Annotated in this window: 20 protein-coding genes; 8 read left to right on the top strand and 12 right to left on the bottom strand. The window is 64.2% G+C overall.

Annotated elements, in window-relative coordinates; genetic code table 11:
- Window positions 1–280 precede the first annotated feature (280 nt).
- Entirely contained in the window at window positions 281–619 is a 339-nt protein-coding gene (locus tag A5750_RS01290) for a hypothetical protein (RefSeq protein ID WP_231989085.1), read from the bottom strand.
- A gap of 397 nt (window positions 620–1,016) precedes the next feature.
- On the opposite strand from A5750_RS01290, the gene A5750_RS01295 reads away from it, so the two are divergent.
- On the top strand, window positions 1,017–1,361 hold the full coding sequence (locus tag A5750_RS01295; protein WP_066948665.1) for a hypothetical protein: 345 nt from the start codon (window positions 1,017–1,019) through the stop codon (window positions 1,359–1,361).
- A 101-nt stretch (window positions 1,362–1,462) separates the two neighbouring features.
- Window positions 1,463–1,960: a hypothetical protein gene (locus tag A5750_RS01300; protein ID WP_231989086.1), complete on the top strand. Its 498-nt coding sequence runs from the start codon at window positions 1,463–1,465 to the stop codon at window positions 1,958–1,960.
- Between the two features lie 156 nt (window positions 1,961–2,116).
- On the opposite strand, the gene A5750_RS01305 is transcribed toward A5750_RS01300, so the two are convergent.
- Window positions 2,117–3,010: a helix-turn-helix transcriptional regulator gene (locus tag A5750_RS01305; RefSeq protein WP_066948657.1), complete on the bottom strand. Its 894-nt coding sequence runs from the start codon at window positions 3,008–3,010 to the stop codon at window positions 2,117–2,119.
- A gap of 84 nt (window positions 3,011–3,094) precedes the next feature.
- The gene (locus A5750_RS01310) at window positions 3,095–3,898 is read right to left on the bottom strand and encodes an SDR family oxidoreductase (RefSeq protein WP_066948653.1); all 804 of its coding nucleotides are present in this window, start codon (window positions 3,896–3,898) and stop codon (window positions 3,095–3,097) included.
- Between the two features lie 612 nt (window positions 3,899–4,510).
- Between A5750_RS01310 and A5750_RS01315 the strand changes: the two genes are divergently transcribed.
- Entirely contained in the window at window positions 4,511–5,329 is an 819-nt protein-coding gene (locus A5750_RS01315) for an alpha/beta fold hydrolase (RefSeq protein ID WP_066948650.1), read from the top strand.
- Window positions 5,330–5,502: 173 nt separating this feature from the next.
- Here the strand turns inward: A5750_RS01315 and A5750_RS01320 are convergent, their stop codons facing one another.
- From A5750_RS01320 to A5750_RS25090, 7 genes are all read right to left on the bottom strand, one after another.
- Window positions 5,503–7,629: a bifunctional diguanylate cyclase/phosphodiesterase gene (locus A5750_RS01320; protein WP_231989087.1), complete on the bottom strand. Its 2,127-nt coding sequence runs from the start codon at window positions 7,627–7,629 to the stop codon at window positions 5,503–5,505.
- A gap of 649 nt (window positions 7,630–8,278) precedes the next feature.
- The gene (locus A5750_RS01325; protein WP_067260768.1) at window positions 8,279–9,385 is read right to left on the bottom strand and encodes a methyltransferase; all 1,107 of its coding nucleotides are present in this window, start codon (window positions 9,383–9,385) and stop codon (window positions 8,279–8,281) included.
- 410 nt (window positions 9,386–9,795) lie between these two features.
- On the bottom strand, window positions 9,796–10,179 hold the full coding sequence (locus tag A5750_RS01330) for a DUF4267 domain-containing protein (protein WP_067260770.1): 384 nt from the start codon (window positions 10,177–10,179) through the stop codon (window positions 9,796–9,798).
- The gene (locus A5750_RS26505) at window positions 10,176–10,307 is read right to left on the bottom strand and encodes a hypothetical protein (RefSeq protein WP_255360742.1); all 132 of its coding nucleotides are present in this window, start codon (window positions 10,305–10,307) and stop codon (window positions 10,176–10,178) included. The genes A5750_RS01330 and A5750_RS26505 overlap by 4 nt, the downstream gene beginning before the upstream one ends.
- A gap of 86 nt (window positions 10,308–10,393) precedes the next feature.
- On the bottom strand, window positions 10,394–10,870 hold the full coding sequence (locus A5750_RS01335; RefSeq protein WP_066948637.1) for a DUF1772 domain-containing protein: 477 nt from the start codon (window positions 10,868–10,870) through the stop codon (window positions 10,394–10,396).
- Window positions 10,871–11,143: 273 nt separating this feature from the next.
- On the bottom strand, window positions 11,144–11,983 hold the full coding sequence (locus tag A5750_RS01340; RefSeq protein ID WP_067260773.1) for a PPOX class F420-dependent oxidoreductase: 840 nt from the start codon (window positions 11,981–11,983) through the stop codon (window positions 11,144–11,146).
- Window positions 11,984–12,105: 122 nt separating this feature from the next.
- Window positions 12,106–12,336, bottom strand: a complete 231-nt coding sequence (locus A5750_RS25090; protein ID WP_082948143.1) for a DUF167 domain-containing protein — start codon at window positions 12,334–12,336, stop codon at window positions 12,106–12,108.
- Between the two features lie 199 nt (window positions 12,337–12,535).
- On the opposite strand from A5750_RS25090, the gene A5750_RS01345 reads away from it, so the two are divergent.
- The gene (locus tag A5750_RS01345; RefSeq protein ID WP_067260896.1) at window positions 12,536–13,240 is read left to right on the top strand and encodes a DUF899 family protein; all 705 of its coding nucleotides are present in this window, start codon (window positions 12,536–12,538) and stop codon (window positions 13,238–13,240) included.
- Complete coding sequence (locus A5750_RS01350) at window positions 13,237–13,713, top strand: ATPase (RefSeq protein WP_067260776.1); 477 nt, start codon at window positions 13,237–13,239, stop codon at window positions 13,711–13,713. The genes A5750_RS01345 and A5750_RS01350 overlap by 4 nt, the downstream gene beginning before the upstream one ends.
- A 22-nt stretch (window positions 13,714–13,735) precedes the next feature.
- On the opposite strand, the gene A5750_RS01355 is transcribed toward A5750_RS01350, so the two are convergent.
- Window positions 13,736–16,039, bottom strand: coding sequence for a bifunctional diguanylate cyclase/phosphodiesterase (locus A5750_RS01355; protein ID WP_197505320.1), 2,304 nt, complete (start codon window positions 16,037–16,039; stop codon window positions 13,736–13,738).
- Window positions 16,040–16,204: 165 nt separating this feature from the next.
- Here A5750_RS01355 and A5750_RS01360 point away from each other — a divergent pair, with 165 nt between their 5' ends.
- The 3 genes from A5750_RS01360 to A5750_RS01370 all read left to right on the top strand — a co-directional run bounded on the left by A5750_RS01360 (window position 16,205) and on the right by A5750_RS01370 (window position 17,643).
- Window positions 16,205–16,573 carry a hypothetical protein gene (locus A5750_RS01360; RefSeq protein ID WP_066948621.1) on the top strand — a complete coding sequence of 123 codons (369 nt, stop codon included), beginning with the start codon at window positions 16,205–16,207 and terminating at the stop codon, window positions 16,571–16,573.
- Window positions 16,574–16,722: 149 nt separating this feature from the next.
- Entirely contained in the window at window positions 16,723–17,034 is a 312-nt protein-coding gene (locus A5750_RS01365; protein WP_082948153.1) for a DUF732 domain-containing protein, read from the top strand.
- A 48-nt stretch (window positions 17,035–17,082) separates the two neighbouring features.
- Window positions 17,083–17,643, top strand: coding sequence for an FKBP-type peptidyl-prolyl cis-trans isomerase (locus A5750_RS01370; protein WP_066948618.1), 561 nt, complete (start codon window positions 17,083–17,085; stop codon window positions 17,641–17,643).
- A 25-nt stretch (window positions 17,644–17,668) separates the two neighbouring features.
- Here the strand turns inward: A5750_RS01370 and A5750_RS01375 are convergent, their stop codons facing one another.
- Window positions 17,669–17,881, bottom strand: a complete 213-nt coding sequence (locus A5750_RS01375; protein WP_255377470.1) for a limonene-1,2-epoxide hydrolase family protein — start codon at window positions 17,879–17,881, stop codon at window positions 17,669–17,671.
- Window positions 17,882–17,888 lie beyond the last annotated feature (7 nt).

Below are 17,888 nucleotides of genomic sequence, written 5' to 3' on the forward strand. Positions count from 1 at the left end.
TCTACAGATCGTTGCCGCTACCGGCTTGGTTGCCGAGTTCGAAGAGCAGACCACCTCGGTCAACTCTCGCAAGCCCGAGTTGGTGATCTCGGCTCGGCTCCCCCGGTGACGCCGCGGTGAAGCAACATGCATGATCAAAACTTGCGGGTTATCCGTAGTGCTTCCTGGGCGTCCGTACACGTTGTGCTGCAGCACTTTCAAGCTACTCGGTCGTGCCGACAACTTGTGGTCCCTGATCGCATTCTCTCGTGGGGCTCAGGGCCACCTGCCCTATCCGCTGCTAGCCCATTGTCAAGATCGCGCCCGCGGCGACGCCGATCATCACAACAAGGGCGGCCAAAATCACCGCGATCGCCGCGCGCACGATCTCTTCTTCCGTGGGTCGCCAGCGCGGCTTCCATTCGGCGAGAACGATGTCCCCTCGCCAGGGCATCGCGTTGACCCTTGCGACCGCCAAAGCGGCATCGGCGTGCGCGTGGGACGCGTCTTTCTCGACTGGCTCGCGCTCGGCGATTGCGATGGTCATATCAGCCCCCCAGGCTCGCGGACGCCGATCGGCGTTGTTGAGGTCGAAACTTTCGAATTCTCGTGAATTCAATGATACGAGCGCGAAAATCACGATTGCGGTAACGATCCTTAACGGTCACAGCACGGAGTCGCGCTGCGCGGCAACCATGCTCGCCTGACAGCCCCCATCCCGCCGCGGCGGCGGGACGGCAGTTCGTACTCAACTTCGTCGGAGGTGGTGGTCGAAGAACAGTTCGGCCCGCCCGTCGGCCACTTTCGCGCTCACCTGGCGAAGCCAGTCTGACACCCGCCTGACGTCGGGGCGTTACACGGCAAGCGGCCATGCGGTGTCACCCCCCGCAATCGCTCAGCATGCATGGGACTTGCCCAAACCGCGCAGCGGCCACGGCGACCGCTGGACAAGTTTGGGATCGGTAGCGGCGGGCGCGCTATTTGCTTCAGCTCGAGAGCGCCCCACTCCGGGGGCCACCCGACGGAACAGGACAATCATGATGCGACGGATCGCGCGGTTGGCGACAACCGCCCTGGTGGCCGGCGGACTGGGTGCCGCAGGTCTCGGGCTCGCCGCGGGCACCGCCAACGCCGATGGCGGCCCGCACCGCTGGTGCCCGGGGGAACCTTTGCCGCCGACCGGTAACCACGTCACCAATCCCGTCATTTGGGACAACAACATCTGCCACACCTACTATTACGTCTACTTCGGGCAGGGCAATGTCGCCCAGAACATTTGGGACGGCGACAACCCACCGGCACCGCCGCCCCCGCCCCCGCCGGCGCTCATCAACAAGGACAACTGCCAACAGATCCTGGGCATCTTCTGCCCCCACGCGTGACGGGGCGGCGCCGGCTTGGTCCCCGAGACAGTTGAGAGCGCGGGCAGCTGATGCCCGATGACGTGGTTTCGCGCGGCCCCATCAGCAATTAGGTTGGTCTTGTGGCCGCGAACAGTCTCCGCACACGCAGGACCGCCCGGCGGTTGCTGACGGCATGGTGCGTGGTCGTGGCCGCCGCGGGTCTGTTCGTCGCGTTGCGCATCGATGAGCGGGCGCAACCGTGTTGGAGTGTGCGGCAATTCATCGATTTCAACCGCGACATGCAGGCCTCGTTGAAAGCCAAGACGCGGTTCGCGCCACCGGGCTCCTACGAAGAAAACTCCGTGCCCACTGACGCCGACTATCAGGCATGGCTCGATGGCCTTGCGCGGCGAGCCAACCAGGTGACCGCGCCTGGCCTGTCGGCCCACGCGCAACGAGCTGCGGCGCTAGCCCGAGAATTCATGAATGACGCCAACCAGATGAACGACGACCTAGGCAGACAAGACCCGCTGAAAACGGAACTGCCGCCGTCGGCGAAAGCGGTGGCCCGGGTTAACCAGGAGTTCGGCGACGAGATGGCCGCCCTGGCACGCGCCTGCCCCACCCATGCGGCATAGGCGCTTTCGTCCCGATGTATGACCCACTGTTGCGGCTAGAAGTGGCTCGGGTGTGGGGAGCTCCGTGAATGTCGCGACCGTATGCGTACTCGTCGCCATGTTCGATCACCCCGAGGTGGTCGGCGGGAAGTGTGCGACTAGTACGCCAAAGTTCGACTAGTGATTGGGTGCTCCTAGCTCGGTGGCCAGCGTCTGTTGGGTGGCCGCCCACGACGCCAAGAGCGCCAGATTATCAGCGGTCGGCGTGCCCGCGGGCGCGGTGTAGACGTTGAGGTGCAGGCCGGGGTCGGCGGGCAGTTCGAGGGACTCGACGTCCAAGTCGAGCTGGCCCACGATCGGATGGCGCAACCGCTTGCGCCCGGACCGGTGCAGCCGCACGTCCTGAGAAGCCCACCGCTGCCGGAATAGGTCACTGCGCGTTGATAATTCGCCGACGAGGGCGATCAGCTGCTCGTCGTGCGGATTGCGGCCGGCTTGCATGCGTAGCTTCGCGGCCACGTCACCGGCAATTGTGTCGTAGTCGACGAAGAAATCTCTGGCCGCTTCGGGAGCCAGATACACGAACCGCGCCGTGTTCGCGGGTCGGTGCGGGTCGGCCAGCACCGGTGAATACAGCGCGCGCCCGAGCTGGTTCATGGCCACCACGTCATAACGTCCGTTACCGATCGAGGCCGGCGCATCGGAGATCGCGTCGAGCACCTGCTGCAGTGACGAGCGGACCCTCACGGCGGGCCTGCGCCGGCGCGGGCCGCCGGTCGCCGCGAAATGGCGCGCGAGGTGGAACAGGTGGTCGCGCTCGGCCTCGTCGAGTTGCAAGGCCGAGGCCAACGCGTCGAGCACACCATCGGAGGCACTGGCGAGGCCGCCGCGCTCCATGCGCACGTAGTAGTCGACCGATACCCCCGCCAGTAGCGCTACCTCTTCGCGACGTAGACCTTTGACCCGACGATTGCCGCCGTATGCGGGCAGGCCCGCCTGTTCGGGCGTGATGCGGGCGCGACGAGAGCTGAGAAACTCCCGGATATCGGTGCGAAGGTCCGTCGTGGCCATCCCTTCACCGTAGGTCCGTCCCGCAGTCTATGGGAGGCACTGCTGGTACCCCTACGACCGCGTAAGACCCGACTTGGAGACCGCCTAGGGCGTACCCGTTGCGGTCGTCGCGATGCCGCCGTCGACCGGAATGATGGTTCCCGTGAGGTAGGACCCAGCCCGGCTGGCGAGAAACACGGCGACACCCGCCATGTCATCGTCGTGGCCGAGCCGGCGCAGAGGCGCCGCCGCCGCGATCGTGTCACCGATGGCATCGAGCGTGGACGCCATCATCTGCGAAGGGAACACTCCCGGTGCGACCGCGTTCACCGTGATGTGCTGTGGGCCCAACTCTCTGGCAAGCACTCTGGTGAGTTGATGCAGTGCCGCCTTGCTACTGGCGTACGAATAGTTGGGCGACTGGGCGACGTGGATGGCGGCGATACTGCCGACGTTGATGATCCGCGCGGGATCATCGGCAGTGCCCGCCTCGCGCAGTGCGGGGAGCAGCGCCTGCACCAGCCAGAACGGTGACTTGAGGTTGAGGTCGATCACTGAGTCCCAGGCCTCGTCCGGGAACGTTTCTAGCGGCTCGCGCCACATCGCTCCCGCGTTGTTGACGAGGATGTCCAAGTGTGAGTCGGTCGTGACCAGATCCGCTAGGCGCTGACATTCGTCGTGCCTGGACAGGTCGGCGGGGATTGCTTGGATGTCACCGAATTCGGACAGCCGATGCTGTGCCTCCGCGCACGCATCTGCGTTGCGTGAGCTGATGACGACGCGGGCGCCCGCCTGCAGAAGGCCGCGCGCGATCATCATCCCAATGCCTCTGGTGCCGCCGGTTACAAGGGCGTACTTCCCGCTCAGATCGAAAAGCTCGATATGAGTCCTTAATTGGTTGTCTTCCATTGGTCTGTGTCCCTTCTGTTGTGGCGGAATGCGCCAACACGCGCATTCGGTGCAGCCGAGTAGAACTAGTGGAGGCAAAACTGCGGACACCTGGTACGGGCTCTCGGGGCGGCCGCACTGCGCGCTCCTGTCGATCTGCAGCGTGCAAACCGCGCAACTCGTGGGTTCGGACCGTCGCCGCGAGGGCGGTGGCCTACATCGGGAGGCCCTGAAAAGTTCCAGTGATGCAAACCCAGATTCATTGCTTTCTTATCGGTCTGGCTGGGAGCCGACTGAACAAGGGTGACAGGCGACTTGGACGCCTGGGAGACCCTAGTGATACAGGTACTGGGAGGGCCGCCCTTGCCTGGTGTGCTGACTCGGTGTGCCCCAATCCTTCCGTCACGATCTGTTTGTGAGTTGCTTGTCGTCGGTGGCCTCGTGGTTCGTCCACCAAGTAGTGGCCAGGTGTGGACCTGACACCGATGTCCGTCTTCCGCTGTAGCCCAGGGATTTCCAGTTCTCGGGCGAACATGCAGTCGATGGTTGACGCGAACTTCTACCTGGTGGCTTACAGTGTGAATCACTCGATCGCGGGAGCGCCCGCGAGGGCGACCGCCGGGAGGAACGTCTGTGCCCACCATTACTACCTCGGACGGTGTCGAGATCTTCTTCAAGGACTGGGGCTCTGGCCAGCCGATCGTGTTCAGTCATGGCTGGCCGCTGACGGCCGACGACTGGGACGCGCAGATGATGTTCTTCCTGCAGCACGGCTATCGGGTGATTGCCCACGACCGGCGCGGGCACGGTCGATCCGAGCAGGTCGGGACCGGCAATGACATCCAGCACTGGGTGGCCGATCTCGCGGCGCTGACCGAGCAGCTCGATCTGCGCGAAGCGGTCCATATCGGGCATTCCACCGGCGGTGCTGAAGTGGCCTGCTACGTGGCGCGCCACCAGGAGCGCGTCGCCAAGGCGGTACTGGTGTCCTCCCCGACGCCGAGCATGATGCAGACCGACAACAATCCGGGCGGTCAACCCCAAGAGTGGTTCGACGCGGTGCGCGCGGGTGTCTTGGGGAATCGGTCGGAGTTCTTCCGTGCGGTGCCAGAGGGGCCGTTCTACGGGTTCAACCGCCCGGGTGCGGCGGCATCCGAGGCGGTCATCGCGAACTGGTGGCGTCAGGGCATGTCCGGCAGCGCCCAGGCTCACTACGAGACAGTGGCGTCATGGCTGCAGGACTACACCGAGGATCTGCGGAAGATCACCGTTCCCGTCCTGGTGATGCACGGCGATGACGATCAGATCGTTCCGTTCGCCAGCGCGGTGCCCCGAGCGGTCGACCTCCTTCAAAACGCTGCGTTGAAGACCTACGCCGGCTACCCGCACGGCATGCTGACCACCCACGCCGATGTCCTCAACCCGGACCTGCTCGCGTTCATCGCGTCCTGAAACGACAGTGCTGGAACAGGTGGACTCAATCGCCGGCCGGGAGTCGACGGGAAGTAGCCGCCAGGGCTTCGCTTCCGATTGCCGATAAACGATCGCGGCGGCGACCGCTGGCCCCCGACTGTCCGCAGTCGAGCGGGATGCGAGCTCGGGCCGACGCGCGCCAACCGAATCGGCTAGGACGCGACCACGTCAGCGAGGTCGGTAGCCCGACCGAACAGATGGCCTTGCGCCAGACCACATCCGGCCATGAAGACCGTCTCAGCCTGTTCGGCGGTTTCGATTCCTTCAGCAATGACGTTGAGGCCCAAGGCTTCGCAGAGCCCGATGACCGAGCGATACAGCGTGAGGTTACGTCCTGGCTCGACGCCCATCGCCAGCCCGCGGTCGAGTTTCACAATCTGCACCGGCAACTCGTGCCAATAGGTCAGCGAGTTGTATCCGGCGCCGAAGTCATCCAAGGCCACTCTGATGCCCAGGGCATTCAGTCGTCTGATGGCCGCCGCTGCGTCGGCGAGATCCACAATGGGAACCGTCTCGGTGATCTCTAGGACGACTCGTTGCGGCGGCAACCCGTGCCGGGCAAGCGTGCTGCTGATGACCCGTTCGAAATCGACGCTGCCCAAACGCGCGGCGCCGATATTGATATGAACGTCCAGGCCAAGGCCGGACGATTGGATGTCCGCGCAGGCCCGATCGAGTACCAGGGCATCGAGTTCTGCCCCCATGCCGTTAGCTTCGGCCAGGGAAACGAAGGTCTGGGGCGGAATCTGTATGCCGCTCGGTGTGGTCCAGCGGGCAAGCGCCTCGACGGCGACCGGGTTGCCCTGTGGCAGGCCGACGATGGGTTGGTATTTCAGCCGAAAGCCCTGTGGAGTACCACCTTTCGCCTGCCGAAGCGCGGTCGGAAAATCCTCGGCCACAGTGAATGCCGGCCGGTAGACCACCGCGGTGTCCTTGCCCAGCCGCTTTCCGGTGTACATCGAGATGTCGGCCTGCCTGAGTAGATCATCGGAGGTCCGAGGCAGGCCGTCACATCCGGGACTGACCAGGCCCATGCTGGCGCGCACTCGGACCGACGTGCCATGTAGCGAGAACGGGCTGCGAAGCGCCACCCGCAGTTGGTCGGCGACCAGTTCGGGTGTCTCCACGACACCCGTGATGAGGATGGCGAACTCGTCTCCGCCGACACGAGCCAGTGTGTCGTCGGCGCCAAGGCAACTCCTGAGCCGCGCGCTGATCGCGCATAACAGTTCGTCACCGGCGGCGTGCCCGAATCGGTCGTTGACCTCTTTGAAATCGTCGATGTCGACGAAGATCAGCACGAACGGTCCGTCGCGTATCGCATCGTCCAGCCGCTGCGCCAAGAACAATCGATTGGGTAGGTGGGTCAACGGGTCGTGATGAGCCTGATGCGCGAGGCGGCGTTTGGCGTCGATGAGCTGCTCGGTGAGCGTCCTCTGCACGCGCATCGCCACCAGGTACCGGGTCGAAACGAGCACGGCCATCGCAACGTAGGTGCCGATGAAGATGGGGTCGACCCGGCGTCCGATGAGCTCGTGGAAGGTGACGAGCGCGGTACTGCCCATGAATCCCACGTACGGCAGGGTGAGCTGCGCCCAATTGGTCGGCATTTCTTCGTCGTGCTCGGGGCGGGCGCGTGCTGGAAAATCCACCAGACTCCATGCGATCAGCAGCGGAGCCATGACGAATCCGGTGCCGATCCACAAGTCCAGCTGGGTCACCCCGACGCTGCGAAGGTAAGCGAGCAGCCGGTCTGAAGACGTCAGGGTGATCACAGCGGCGGCAAGCAGCATGTAATTCGTCCGGCCCGGTCGATACGGCGGATACCACATCGCCAGCAGAAGGGCACTCACCACCACGACGAGTTCGACTGCCTCAATGCCGGTTACGACTGCGGTGTTGGTCGACCTCGGCAGCGCGGCTCCGTGCATGGCCCCCAGCCGGGCGACATAGACCAGGTGGAAGAACGCGAGTGTCGCCAACAATCCATCAAGGCCGGTGGTAATTAAGCTCTGCCGTCCCCCCATCCACGTTCGCGTCAGAGCTCGGTGGCCGGACCGGACCAGCAGAAGTATCGCCGCACCGAACAGCAGTCCGGCAACGAAATAGCCGATGACCGCTGACGTTGGCGCGGTCGCGTCGCTATTGGCCGCCCGGGGTCGCTGAGAGAGGGCCTCAGCTGTCAGAAAGGTGGCGATGGCCGCCAGAAGGGTCACTCGCCACCACCGCGCCAGGCCGGCCACCCGCCGAACGACAAGCAGCCCGGCGAGCAGCGCCACGACGCACAACACTGCTTCGAGAACGAACTGCGCCCGCTGTGCCGTCGCCACCCCCCACAACCCGAGCGCGTTGAATTCTGCCGCAGCAACGACGACTGCAGACAGCCAATAACCCATGCGGCGGCTCAGAAACCGCAACGCGCCCCCTCCAGCCCGCCGGTATGACGTGTAAATCTTGGCAGAACAGGGCGGTACCGGGACCGTTATCGCTCACGCCGGAGAAACGTCAGCGCCTTTTCAGCAAAGCGGATGCGGAATCGTCTGGAGGCCTGTCAGTTTATGAAGCGTCCATCCCCGACCACGTCTTGGAGCCGTACACGTTGCCGAGCATGATTGATCGGAAGGTCTTGGGCGATGCCGCACACAGTGAGGTCAGCTCCAGATTCCCGCGATCTCCCCGCTGCGGGAAAGACTCTCGCTGAAAAGTTCTACGCCCCAGTGCTATTCGCGCGGAATACCGAGTACGCAGTCTTCCCCATCACGAACGCCGAGCGGTACGCGGCGTACCTCGCGGGCGCCTGCACGTCCGCGCACGCGGCGAGACGACTAGGCCGCGCACTGAAACCGTCAATGCGCGCTGGGAAGGTGCGTCTCGCAAAATCACCGGATCTGCCGTTGCAATCCTGCCAAGGCGCCGGAGTCGCCTTGGCTATACGGCGGTTGCCTCGATGATGCTGAGCGGCGACACGGTGTCGACGACGCGATTCAACCGGAAACCGGCTCGGTCGAACAGCCGGCCGTACTCTTCTGCGGTGCGTTCGCGTGCGCCGGCGACGACCAGCATCTCGATGTCCACCCATTTGCCGTGGAAGTCCCGGTCGTGGTCGGGAATGACGAACTCGCAGAGCAACAGGCGCGCGCCGGTGCGGGTCGCGGCGCGGACGTTTTTCAGGATGCGGACCGCGTCTTCCTCGGGCCAGTCGTGGATGACGTTTTTGAGCACATATGCGTCGCCCCCCTGCGGCACGGAATCGAAGAACGAGCCCTCTTCGATCCGGGCGCGGTCATCGACACCGTACTTGCGAAACAACTCAGGGGCCCCGGCTACGACCTCCGGAAGATCGAACAGCACGCCGCGCGAATTCGGAGCCGTCTCGAGGATCGCCGCCAGCAGCCGACCGTGTCCGCCGCCCATATCGACAATCGTGCCGAACGCACCGAAGTCGTAGGCGGCGGTCAAGGGCACGGTAGAAAACTCGGACACATTGGTCATGGCAGAGTTGAAGATCCCACCCAACTCCGCTTCGTCGGCCAGGTATTCGAAGGCCGGTTTGCCGCGAAGCTTTGGGAGCACCGGGTTCCCGGTGCGAATCGCGTCGGTCAGGTGGCTCCAGTGCTCGCGATGCTGAGGTGAGCCGACCCACCGCGCCATTCCGGCCATTGAGACCGGCGCGTCGGTGCGCAGCGTGTCCGCTAGTGGCGTGAGTGCGTAACGCCCGTCGCTGCCCAGGCGGAAAATCCCTATGCCGATCAACGCTCGCATCAGTCGCCTCAGGGCGTCGGCATCGGCACCGACCCGGTCAGCCAGTTGCTCGCCCGACAGTGGGCCATCCGCCAGGGCATCCGCTACCCCAAGATCCGCCGCGGACGTGATCGCCTGGGCCACCCATGCGTTCAGAATCAATTCCATCATCACTGCGGCAGGCGGCGCGGAGCGCTGGCGCAGGCGCGACAAGTGGTGGCGGGTCCGTTCAACGGCTCGCGCGACCTTGACCGGCGGAACCTTAGACGTCAAGTGACTCCCCTTCTCGTTCATGGCTCGGTTCTTTCAGGCGCGCAGGCAGGAAGGACAGGGCCGCCGTTGCTGACGGCATCAGCGCACACACTAATGCGCCTAACGCTCGCCTGAGCGCTCCTGCTGCGCGGCCGATAAAACTGTCCGCACAGGAACTATGCCTGCGGACCCGCAGTATTTCAATAGTGGTTGAAATAATTGGCCGTTCCATCTAAAGTTCTGACGAGGGGCCGGATGAACGGAGTTGCCATGTCACGTCTAGTCACGAAGGTCGTCGTTGCGACGATCCTCGCATTTACCGCCGCAACAGCTACCGGCTGCGTTCCCGCGGCCACTGTGGGTCCACCCCTCGGGGTCGCTGCGGGTTAAAGCTCTTGCAGTGCAATAGGTTCGATGATCAGGGTGGATGACGCGGTCGCGTTCCTCCTCCCTTAGGGCACGAGCAGGAACGCACTGGTGATGAGCATGACGGCGGCGGTGGCGCCGTGGACTCCCCACGCTACCGACTTCGAGCCGCCGTTGCGGAGCACGATGGTCGCGTCGCCAATCGGAATGATGCTGGCGGCCAACATCACCCAGCCGACCAGGTGGGTCGCGCCCGCGATCATCAGGATGATGACGAAGAGCCCACTGGCGGTGTCGCGCACGCCCTTGACGCTCAGGTACGCGCCCACCCCCGGTCGGTCCAGATCGGGGAGCACGCCGTAGCCGGCGGCGGCGACGCGCGGCGCGACGAGGAAACGTGTGCCGATGAAGATGATGCCCGCGGCTAGGAGTCCGGCGAGCGTGTAGCCGATGGTCGTGGTCACGGTCATGTCGCGCGCTCCTTGGGTCGTTTGTCAATCGGTGAAAACGGCGTCGGGTCAAGCGGTGTCGTCTGAACGTCGACGATGTCGCCAACGTCGAATCCGGTCATGTCGTCGGCGAATTCCGGGCTGGTCATGCCTGAGGTGATCGCAGCGTGTAGATCCTGAGCTGGAACATCGAACCTGTCCCCCTTCGGTTGAAGTCGGCTGGCTCGGTGGCACGTCAGATCATCAGCTCCACGCATAGCGCGGCCACTGCCATACCCTGGAGGGTCGCGCGGGCGCCGATGATCGAGTCCCACTTCTCTTGCAGCGCACGCGCTTCTGGTAATCGCCGGCTAAGGTGCGCAGCCGCTGTCAGTTGCCGATTGATTGGTGCGCTCACCTTCGTGTACAGCGCAAGCCAGACCAACAGCAGGACCAGCGCGACGCCCGCCGCGATCGCCTGTGCCCAATGCGCTGCCACCGTGGCGAGCATCGCACTCGCCGCAGCGGCAACAACCCCGAGCACCCCCGGCACAGGCATGCGCCGGTCTGCGTATTGGTGCACGCGTCCCATGACCACGACCACGGCATCGTCGTCGACCAACGCCAAGGCCGGTCGCAGCACGATCGCACAGAACACGTCGGTCCCGTAGACCACTGCGGTAGCCAGGACCGCGATGAGTGCAGCGGCACGGACGATGACGTCCAAAACCATGTCGTAACTCCCCTCATGCCGTACTGCTAGCAACGCTAACCCCTATGCATATCGGTGTCAATAGCGGTGCTAGCAGTTATATCGCCGCTACCATATGCGGTACCGCGGTGAGCGATCGTCGTGAGCGACCATGTCAACGCCGCCCTCGACGCCGGATAGGCCACCCCGGGATAGACGTCCGCCGGGGCGGGCGCTCCCCCGGTCGACAGATGCCGCGGAAGGGATTGGAGCGGAGCTTAATGTACGTGCGAAAGGAGCTGTGCCCAAACGTATTTAGGCGAGAAAATCAGCTTGCGACCGGCTAGGTCCTAGATCCGACAACAGAGTCAACTCCGCGTGAATCGTGCGGCCGAACTTGCGCCGCATGAGCCGGTGAGCGGACGGCACCAGCACGCCATGCAGAAAAGGATATTTCTGCCGCAGCAGGCGTGCCGCCTTCTGATATTCAGCCCCCTCTAGCAGACGCACGCGGCCAGGCAGCGCGGTTCCCGTCGGTTTCCCCGATGCCGTCGCCGGGCCGAATTCAACGCTCGGGTTACGGCGAATCCGGCGCACTTTGACCGCCCGTTCGAAACTTCGAAAGTAGGCGCGATCTCCTTCCACCGCGATGCTGATCGGGCTCGAGCCCGGAGTGCCATCCTTGCGAAAGGTGGTGAGCGCGATGGTCTTCTGGCGCACGAAGGGCACCAACGTCGGGTTGGCTGCCGTGCCAACGGAGCCCAGAACGTAGCCGAGTTGGCGCAACCGCAGCCCGAATGCCAGGGCCAGCGCAACTGACACCACTCCGAGAACCCACGCTTGCGCGGCCGAACCACCCACGTCGAGGTCCACGACGTGGTTCACCGTGTGCACGGTGTTCGCCGCAATGAATCCCGCGAGCGCCGTGGCCAACGCGTCCGCCCAGATCAGCGCGAGGAGCAGGGTGACGCCAAGGCCCAACTGGAACGCGCCCACGTCATGCAGGAAGTGCCGATGGGCATCGAATCCGACGGCATCGGCGAACGAATTCGGATCGACTAGGCACCAGATCCCGATCCCAGAGGTGGTTGCCCCCACGGCCGCTGTCACCGCGACCAGGTAGATCTGCGCGCCCGTACTCAAGCGATTCATCATGGCGCCCTTCCGACGATGCTTCCTTACTGCTCCTAATCGCTAGACGGAATTGGGCATCAATATGTGACGAGGCGGGCGACGGCGCCGGCGGGGGCCCAGGCCTGCGTCGCGCCGTGCGACACTCAACGGCTCACGCGGAAACGTTTGAGCCGTGCTGTGGTTCCGGATATCAACTCGACCCGACTCCTTGGCAATCGCAGGTGGGCTGCCAGTAGCCGGGTCACGGCGTCGTTGGCCTTGCCGTCAACCGCAGGTTCCCGAACGTAGACGGTCAGCTCACCGTCAGGACCGACCTCAACGAGGGGCCCCTTGCGACTGCCGGGCTTGACCCTGACGACGACGGAGTCGTTCATGCCGCGCAAGGCTACCGGCCGGGTATGCGCTCCGCTGCCGGTTCCTGGTGGCGCCCTGCCATAGCTGATGTAGGAAGAGGCCACGCTCTGATCTGCGTCGCTAGGTCAAGATCACCGCGGCAGCGACGCTCCGATGAATTCCGGACACTTCGGCAGTCAGACCTTTCGGGACGAAGAAATCGAAGCAAAGGTGGATCCCATGTCACCCAAAGCCACGGCCCTGCCGCGGGTCGTCGATCAACAGACGTGGCGCGACGCGCTCGATGAATTGCGCAAAAGGGAGAAGGCCGCCACTCGAGAATTGGACGCGGTCGCCGCCCAACGCCGGCGGCTGCCGATGGTCGAAGTGCCCGACTACACCCTGATCGGGGCTGATGGCCCGATCCGCCTGGCCGACGTGTTCGCCGGCCGCTCCCAGCTCATCGTGTACCACCACATGTGGTCAGACGGCGCGGAGTGGCAATGCCCCGGGTGCACGGGCTTCACGTCGCAGTTCACCCGTCTGGAGTTCCTCGACAATTACGACGCCCGGTTCGTCATCGTCACCAACGGACCGATCGAGGAAGCGCTCGCCTACAAGCGAAAGGTCGGCAACCGGATGGAGTGGTACTCGTCGTCGCAGAGCCCCTTCGCCACCGACATGGATGCTCCGCCCGGCGGCGGTTTTGGCGTCAACGTATTCCTGCGCGACGGGGACACGGTGTACAGGACTTGGCATACCAATGGGCGGGGCACCGAGCAGCTCAGTCACTCCTTTGGTCTGATCGACATCCTGCCCTGGGGCCGGCAGGAGGAATGGCTCGATTCGCCCGAAGGGTGGCCCTCTCGCCCCACGTACTCGGGTTGGCTCGACTCCCCCGGTATCGCAGCCGCCTACGGGCCCGCCAGTGAGGACATCGAATGAGCTCAACCGCAGAACGTTACGTCGTCACCCGCACCATCGCCGCGACGCCGGCCGAGATCTTCGCGGTCCTCGTCGACCCGGCGCGGCACCAGAACACCGAGCCCACTGACTGGGTCCGTGACTCGGTGGACACCGCGCCCATCACCCGCGCGGGACAGATGTTCGCGATGAACATGTACCTCGACCGGGCCGGCGGCGACTATGTCACCCACAACCTGGTCAATGTTTTCGACACGGACCGTGCCATCGGTTGGATGCCGGGCGTGCTCGACGAGGCGGGCAACCACAATCCCGGTGGTTGGTTCTGGCGCTATGACCTCGCACCTAACGGGAACCACACCGATGTGACGCTCACTTATGACTGGAGCGGCACACCGCAGGAGTTCCGCGACCGAGTCGGCGATATGCCGATTTTCGGTGAGGACTACCTAGCCGCGTCGCTGGCCACTCTGGAGCGATCGGTCGCGAACTAAGCTGTCGTTTGGGAGACGACGACTATTGCGCCGCGAATGTGGAGATGCCAGAGACTCGCGGAATCTCGGAAGCGGGCAGCGGTCGGCAGAAGAAGTTCCCTTGTACGGCGTCGCAACCGTAGTCCTTGAGTCGTTGGGCCGTGGCGAGGTCCTCGACGCCTTCGGCAACGGTCGCGATGCCGAACGCAGATGCCAACTCGATGACCGAGTGCGTAATGATTGCGGCTCGGTCGTCGTGCAGGATCGGCGCGATGAACTCGCGGCCGAGTTTGACTTCATCGACCGGTAGCTCGCGCAGATAGGTCAGAGTGGCGTAGCCGCTGCCGAAGTCGTCGATCGCCACCCGGATGCCGTTCTCCCGGAGACGATCCAGCACCGTGCGGGCCTTGGCCAGGTCGGCCACCACCAAATCCTCGGTGATCTCAATCGTGAGAGAACCAGGAGACATTGCGTATGTGTGGAGCACCGACATGATGCGGTCGGGCAGCGCATCCTTGTCGAGCGAGGGCGCCGCCAGGTTGATCGCGACCGGGATCGCTGCACCTTCCGCGTGCCAAGCGGCAGCGTCGGCGACGGCGCGCGACAACACCAGATCGGTGAGCGCATGCATCAGCCCGTGCTCGCGAACCAGGGGCAAAAACTGGGCGGGCTTCAGCACGCCAAAGCGCGGGTGCTGCCACCGGACGAGCGCCTCTACTCCGCGCACCGAGCCGGTCATCAAGCCGAATTTCGGCTGGTAGAGCAGGGTCAGCGAGCCGTTCTCAATGGCGCGCCGCAGTTCGCCGAGCAACTGCAGTCGCGCGATGGCACTGTCGTAGGCCGGCGCCCCGCCAAGTTGATCGTCCATCTCGGGTGTGAACGTCCGAACATTGGCCGAGTTCGCCTGCCGGGCGACGGATCGTGCCGCATCGGCCTGTCTGAGGAGTTCACCCGGCGTTGGGGCGGCGACGAGCCCTGAATTAGCCGAAGCCACACCGATACTCACGCGCACGTCCAGGCGGTGATCCTCAATGTCGATGGGTTCCTGGAAAGATCGTGCAAGCCCGTTGGCAACCTGCACTGCCGCGTCGGGACGGTCTTCGACCAGAATCGCGAATTCGTCCCCGCTCATCCGCGCAACGGTGTGAATGTCGTTGGTATTGGCTTGGATCCGCTGGCCAACGGCGCGCAGGAGCTCGTCGCCCACGTCATAACCCAGCGTGTCGTTCACCAGCTTGAAATCGTCGACGCCCACCGTGAGCACGCTGACCGGCACGCTGTGCTGAACGTGTAAGCGCAGCGCGTGCGCCAGGCGATCATCAAATAGTTGCTGATTTGCCAACCCCGTTAGCGGGTCGCGTAGGGCGGCGTCAGACACCGCGACGAGCAGACGTTGCTTTCGGTCGAGCAGCAAGATGTGGCGGGCCAGGGTGGTAACGAAAAGCACCACGCAAACCAAGAAAATGAACGCCTCGCTCCGGTATGCAGGCCAAAAGTGCACGGCACCAACGACAATGGCGAGCAATACGGGCAGGTAGGGCAGCCACAACGACGCCCTCGAAGAGGGTTGCGAAAAACCGAGGTCGGGTTCCTGGCTGGGCTGAGAAGTGATTCCGGACAGCGCGACGAAGTACATTCCGCCTGCCCACCCAAGAACGACGAGGTCATTCGGCGCCTGGTCGGCGTAATCCTTTGCGACATGGATCACCCCGGTCGCTGCGATGATGCCCCACCCCAGCATCATCAGCGTGGGTGAAAGCTTGCGGTCCGCCTCGGCCTTCCTCACCACGACGAAGGTCGTGGCGACGAGGCCCACATACACGCCGGCCGCGGTGGCCAACAGGATCTCGGGAACGCTGACCGTCTGTGGTGAGTGCGCCCCGCGACCCACTGCCAGGATGACGAGAATGATCAATAGCGACGCGGTGACGAGGATGCCGTCAAGCAGGAGGCCGATCCCAAATCGCGCATCATCCCGGCTGGGAATTGCGACCGCGGTTGCCAGCGCGCACAGCGGCAAGATGAGGTAGCCGAAGTTGGCCGCCGAGAGGCCCGCGACCGGAAGACTGCCACCGACCGCGACGTAGCACCACACTGCTTGGCCGGCGGTCCAGCCGAGCAACCCGGTAGAAAGAACGGTCCACGCAAGGCGTTGGCGGCTTCGAGAACCGCGCGCGGCACTGGCTGAACATGCGAGTGCAAAGACGCCTGCAATGACGGAGCCTGCCGGGGCGACTAGCCCGCGCCCCGAGTCGCCGGTCGAGATGAACAGCATCGTCGCGAACGCGAGGAGCCCGATAGTTGCCAACACGACCACCACAACGCGGCTTCGTGTCAGAGACAACATTCCCCTCAATCTGCCGGGTGCGGTTCGCAAGCAGGATAAGACACACCGCAAAAGTAGTTGTGCAAATTTGCTTACCTGTTTCTCGGCCATTACGGCGCTGAACGGGAGCAGGACACCGCACCAGGTCCAATGGCCAGGGAAGCCTCCCTTTGAGAGGGTGGGCGTATGAACGAGACCCGAAACCGCGTACTCCTGCCCACTTTCGCCGCATTGCGGTTTGCGACAGGCCTGAGCGCATGGCTTGCTCCCAAAAAGACAGCGGCTCTGATCGGCCTGGGTTCTGACCGTCAACAGCCGCTGACCACTCAACTGTTCGGTTCTCGCGAACTAACGCTGGCCATTGCCATCATGGACACCGCCTCACCTCGGCTGCGCACGCGCGCTCTGCAACTGGGCCTTTTAGTCGACACCTTGGACGTCGTCGCAGCCGTCCACGGCCTGCGGCGCCAGACGTTGTCGCCGGCTGGCGCGATCGCATGCGGGGGTGGCGCGGCGCTCTTCGCCGGTCTCGGTGTGGCTGCGCTGACCGGCTAAAGACGGCAAGCGCGACAGTGACTGAGAACGCGGACCCGCCTTCGGGGTTTTCGCTATTGTTCATGTCTGCGGCCGTGCTACCGCCAAGAAGAATGGAAGGGAATCGAATGCCCTCACCTCGTTGGCTGGCCACCCTCACCATCCCCGTGATGGCCGGAGCTGCCCTGGTTAGCAGCGCCGCACTTGCGGCTGCCACCCCACAAGACGACGCATACCTCGCACAACTGCGCGCCGTCGGGCTCAGCTGGCCGCCCCAGACGGAAGAGGCGCTCATCGGGGAGGCGCACCTCATCTGCTACGACCTCACCTGGGGTTGGACGCCACAACAAATTGCCGACGACGTTCACGCCCACTTGAACGCGAGGGGCGTGACGTTGTTGGACGTCGGCACCATGGTCGACGCTGCGCACTCGACCTATTGCCCCGGCAACGTGTGCGACGCCCCCAGCCTCTGCACCTGACGGGTAGGCGCAGGGCTACCGCCGAGGGACAAGTCAACTGGCTGTAGCGTGACGGCCGTGAAGTCCTCCCTGGTGTATTCCTCCGTCGCGGCCTGCGTCGCGGCAACCGTTGTGACCCTCGTCGGATCCGGCACGGCAACCGCGGCCGGCTCGTGCCCGACAGCACCCGCACAGAATGGTGGAACGCCGGACTGGACGCTGGCGGGAAGCACCGGCAGCGTGGCGGTTACCGGATCCACGGATACGACGGCACCGCGCGTGGACGTGACGGTACCGTTCAGCGTGACCCAGACCCAGGTCCACACGCTGCACGCGGGAGACGGACCTGTGGTCCCCGCCGCGGCCAGGGTTTCCGTCTGCTACATGGGCGTCAACGGACGTGATGGGTCGGTGTTCGACAACAGCTACGAACGGGGCGCCCCGGTTGACTTCCCGCTCAACGGCGTCGTGCCCGGATTCCAGAAGGCCATCGCGGGGCAAAAGGTCGGATCGACGGTGGGCGTCGCGATGACTTCCGCGGATGGATACCCCAACGGCCAACCCAGCGCTGGAATCCGGCCGGGCGACTCGCTCGTGTTCGCGATCAAGATCCTCAGCGCATCCGGCTAGCTCCGCGCACCAAATCCCCTGTCGCTCAACTGCTCAGCGGCACAAACATGAGCGCCGGATCAATGCCGAGCTGCTGAGCGACATGGGTGGTATCCCAATACTCGCGCCAGGAAGTGATCGAGCCGTCGCGGACACCGAAGAACGCCGTGACGTAGAACGTGACGGCGACACCGTTCATGGCATTCACATCGACGCGCTCGACGACGACGGTGTCACCGTCGGACAAGACGGTGTGGATCTCGCTC

The sequence above is a fragment of the Mycobacterium sp. 852002-51613_SCH5001154 genome (assembly GCF_001667425.1).
Classification (GTDB): domain Bacteria; phylum Actinomycetota; class Actinomycetes; order Mycobacteriales; family Mycobacteriaceae; genus Mycobacterium.

Excerpts from the sequence above, each read along its gene's own strand:
- A5750_RS01295 (WP_066948665.1), top strand. The coding sequence starts at position 1,017 with ATGATGCGACGGATCGCGCGGTTGGCGACAACCGCCCTGGTGGCCGGC.
- A5750_RS01305 (WP_066948657.1), bottom strand. The coding sequence starts at position 3,010 with ATGGCCACGACGGACCTTCGCACCGATATCCGGGAGTTTCTCAGCTCT.
- A5750_RS01310 (WP_066948653.1), bottom strand. The coding sequence starts at position 3,898 with ATGGAAGACAACCAATTAAGGACTCATATCGAGCTTTTCGATCTGAGC.
- A5750_RS01325 (WP_067260768.1), bottom strand. The coding sequence starts at position 9,385 with ATGAACGAGAAGGGGAGTCACTTGACGTCTAAGGTTCCGCCGGTCAAG.
- A5750_RS01330 (WP_067260770.1), bottom strand. The coding sequence starts at position 10,179 with ATGACCGTGACCACGACCATCGGCTACACGCTCGCCGGACTCCTAGCC.
- A5750_RS26505 (WP_255360742.1), bottom strand. The coding sequence starts at position 10,307 with ATGACCAGCCCGGAATTCGCCGACGACATGACCGGATTCGACGTTGGC.
- A5750_RS01335 (WP_066948637.1), bottom strand. The coding sequence starts at position 10,870 with ATGGTTTTGGACGTCATCGTCCGTGCCGCTGCACTCATCGCGGTCCTG.
- A5750_RS01340 (WP_067260773.1), bottom strand. The coding sequence starts at position 11,983 with ATGATGAATCGCTTGAGTACGGGCGCGCAGATCTACCTGGTCGCGGTG.
- A5750_RS25090 (WP_082948143.1), bottom strand. The coding sequence starts at position 12,336 with ATGAACGACTCCGTCGTCGTCAGGGTCAAGCCCGGCAGTCGCAAGGGG.
- A5750_RS01345 (WP_067260896.1), top strand. The coding sequence starts at position 12,536 with ATGTCACCCAAAGCCACGGCCCTGCCGCGGGTCGTCGATCAACAGACG.
- A5750_RS01350 (WP_067260776.1), top strand. The coding sequence starts at position 13,237 with ATGAGCTCAACCGCAGAACGTTACGTCGTCACCCGCACCATCGCCGCG.
- A5750_RS01355 (WP_197505320.1), bottom strand. The coding sequence starts at position 16,039 with ATGTTGTCTCTGACACGAAGCCGCGTTGTGGTGGTCGTGTTGGCAACT.
- A5750_RS01360 (WP_066948621.1), top strand. The coding sequence starts at position 16,205 with ATGAACGAGACCCGAAACCGCGTACTCCTGCCCACTTTCGCCGCATTG.
- A5750_RS01365 (WP_082948153.1), top strand. The coding sequence starts at position 16,723 with ATGGCCGGAGCTGCCCTGGTTAGCAGCGCCGCACTTGCGGCTGCCACC.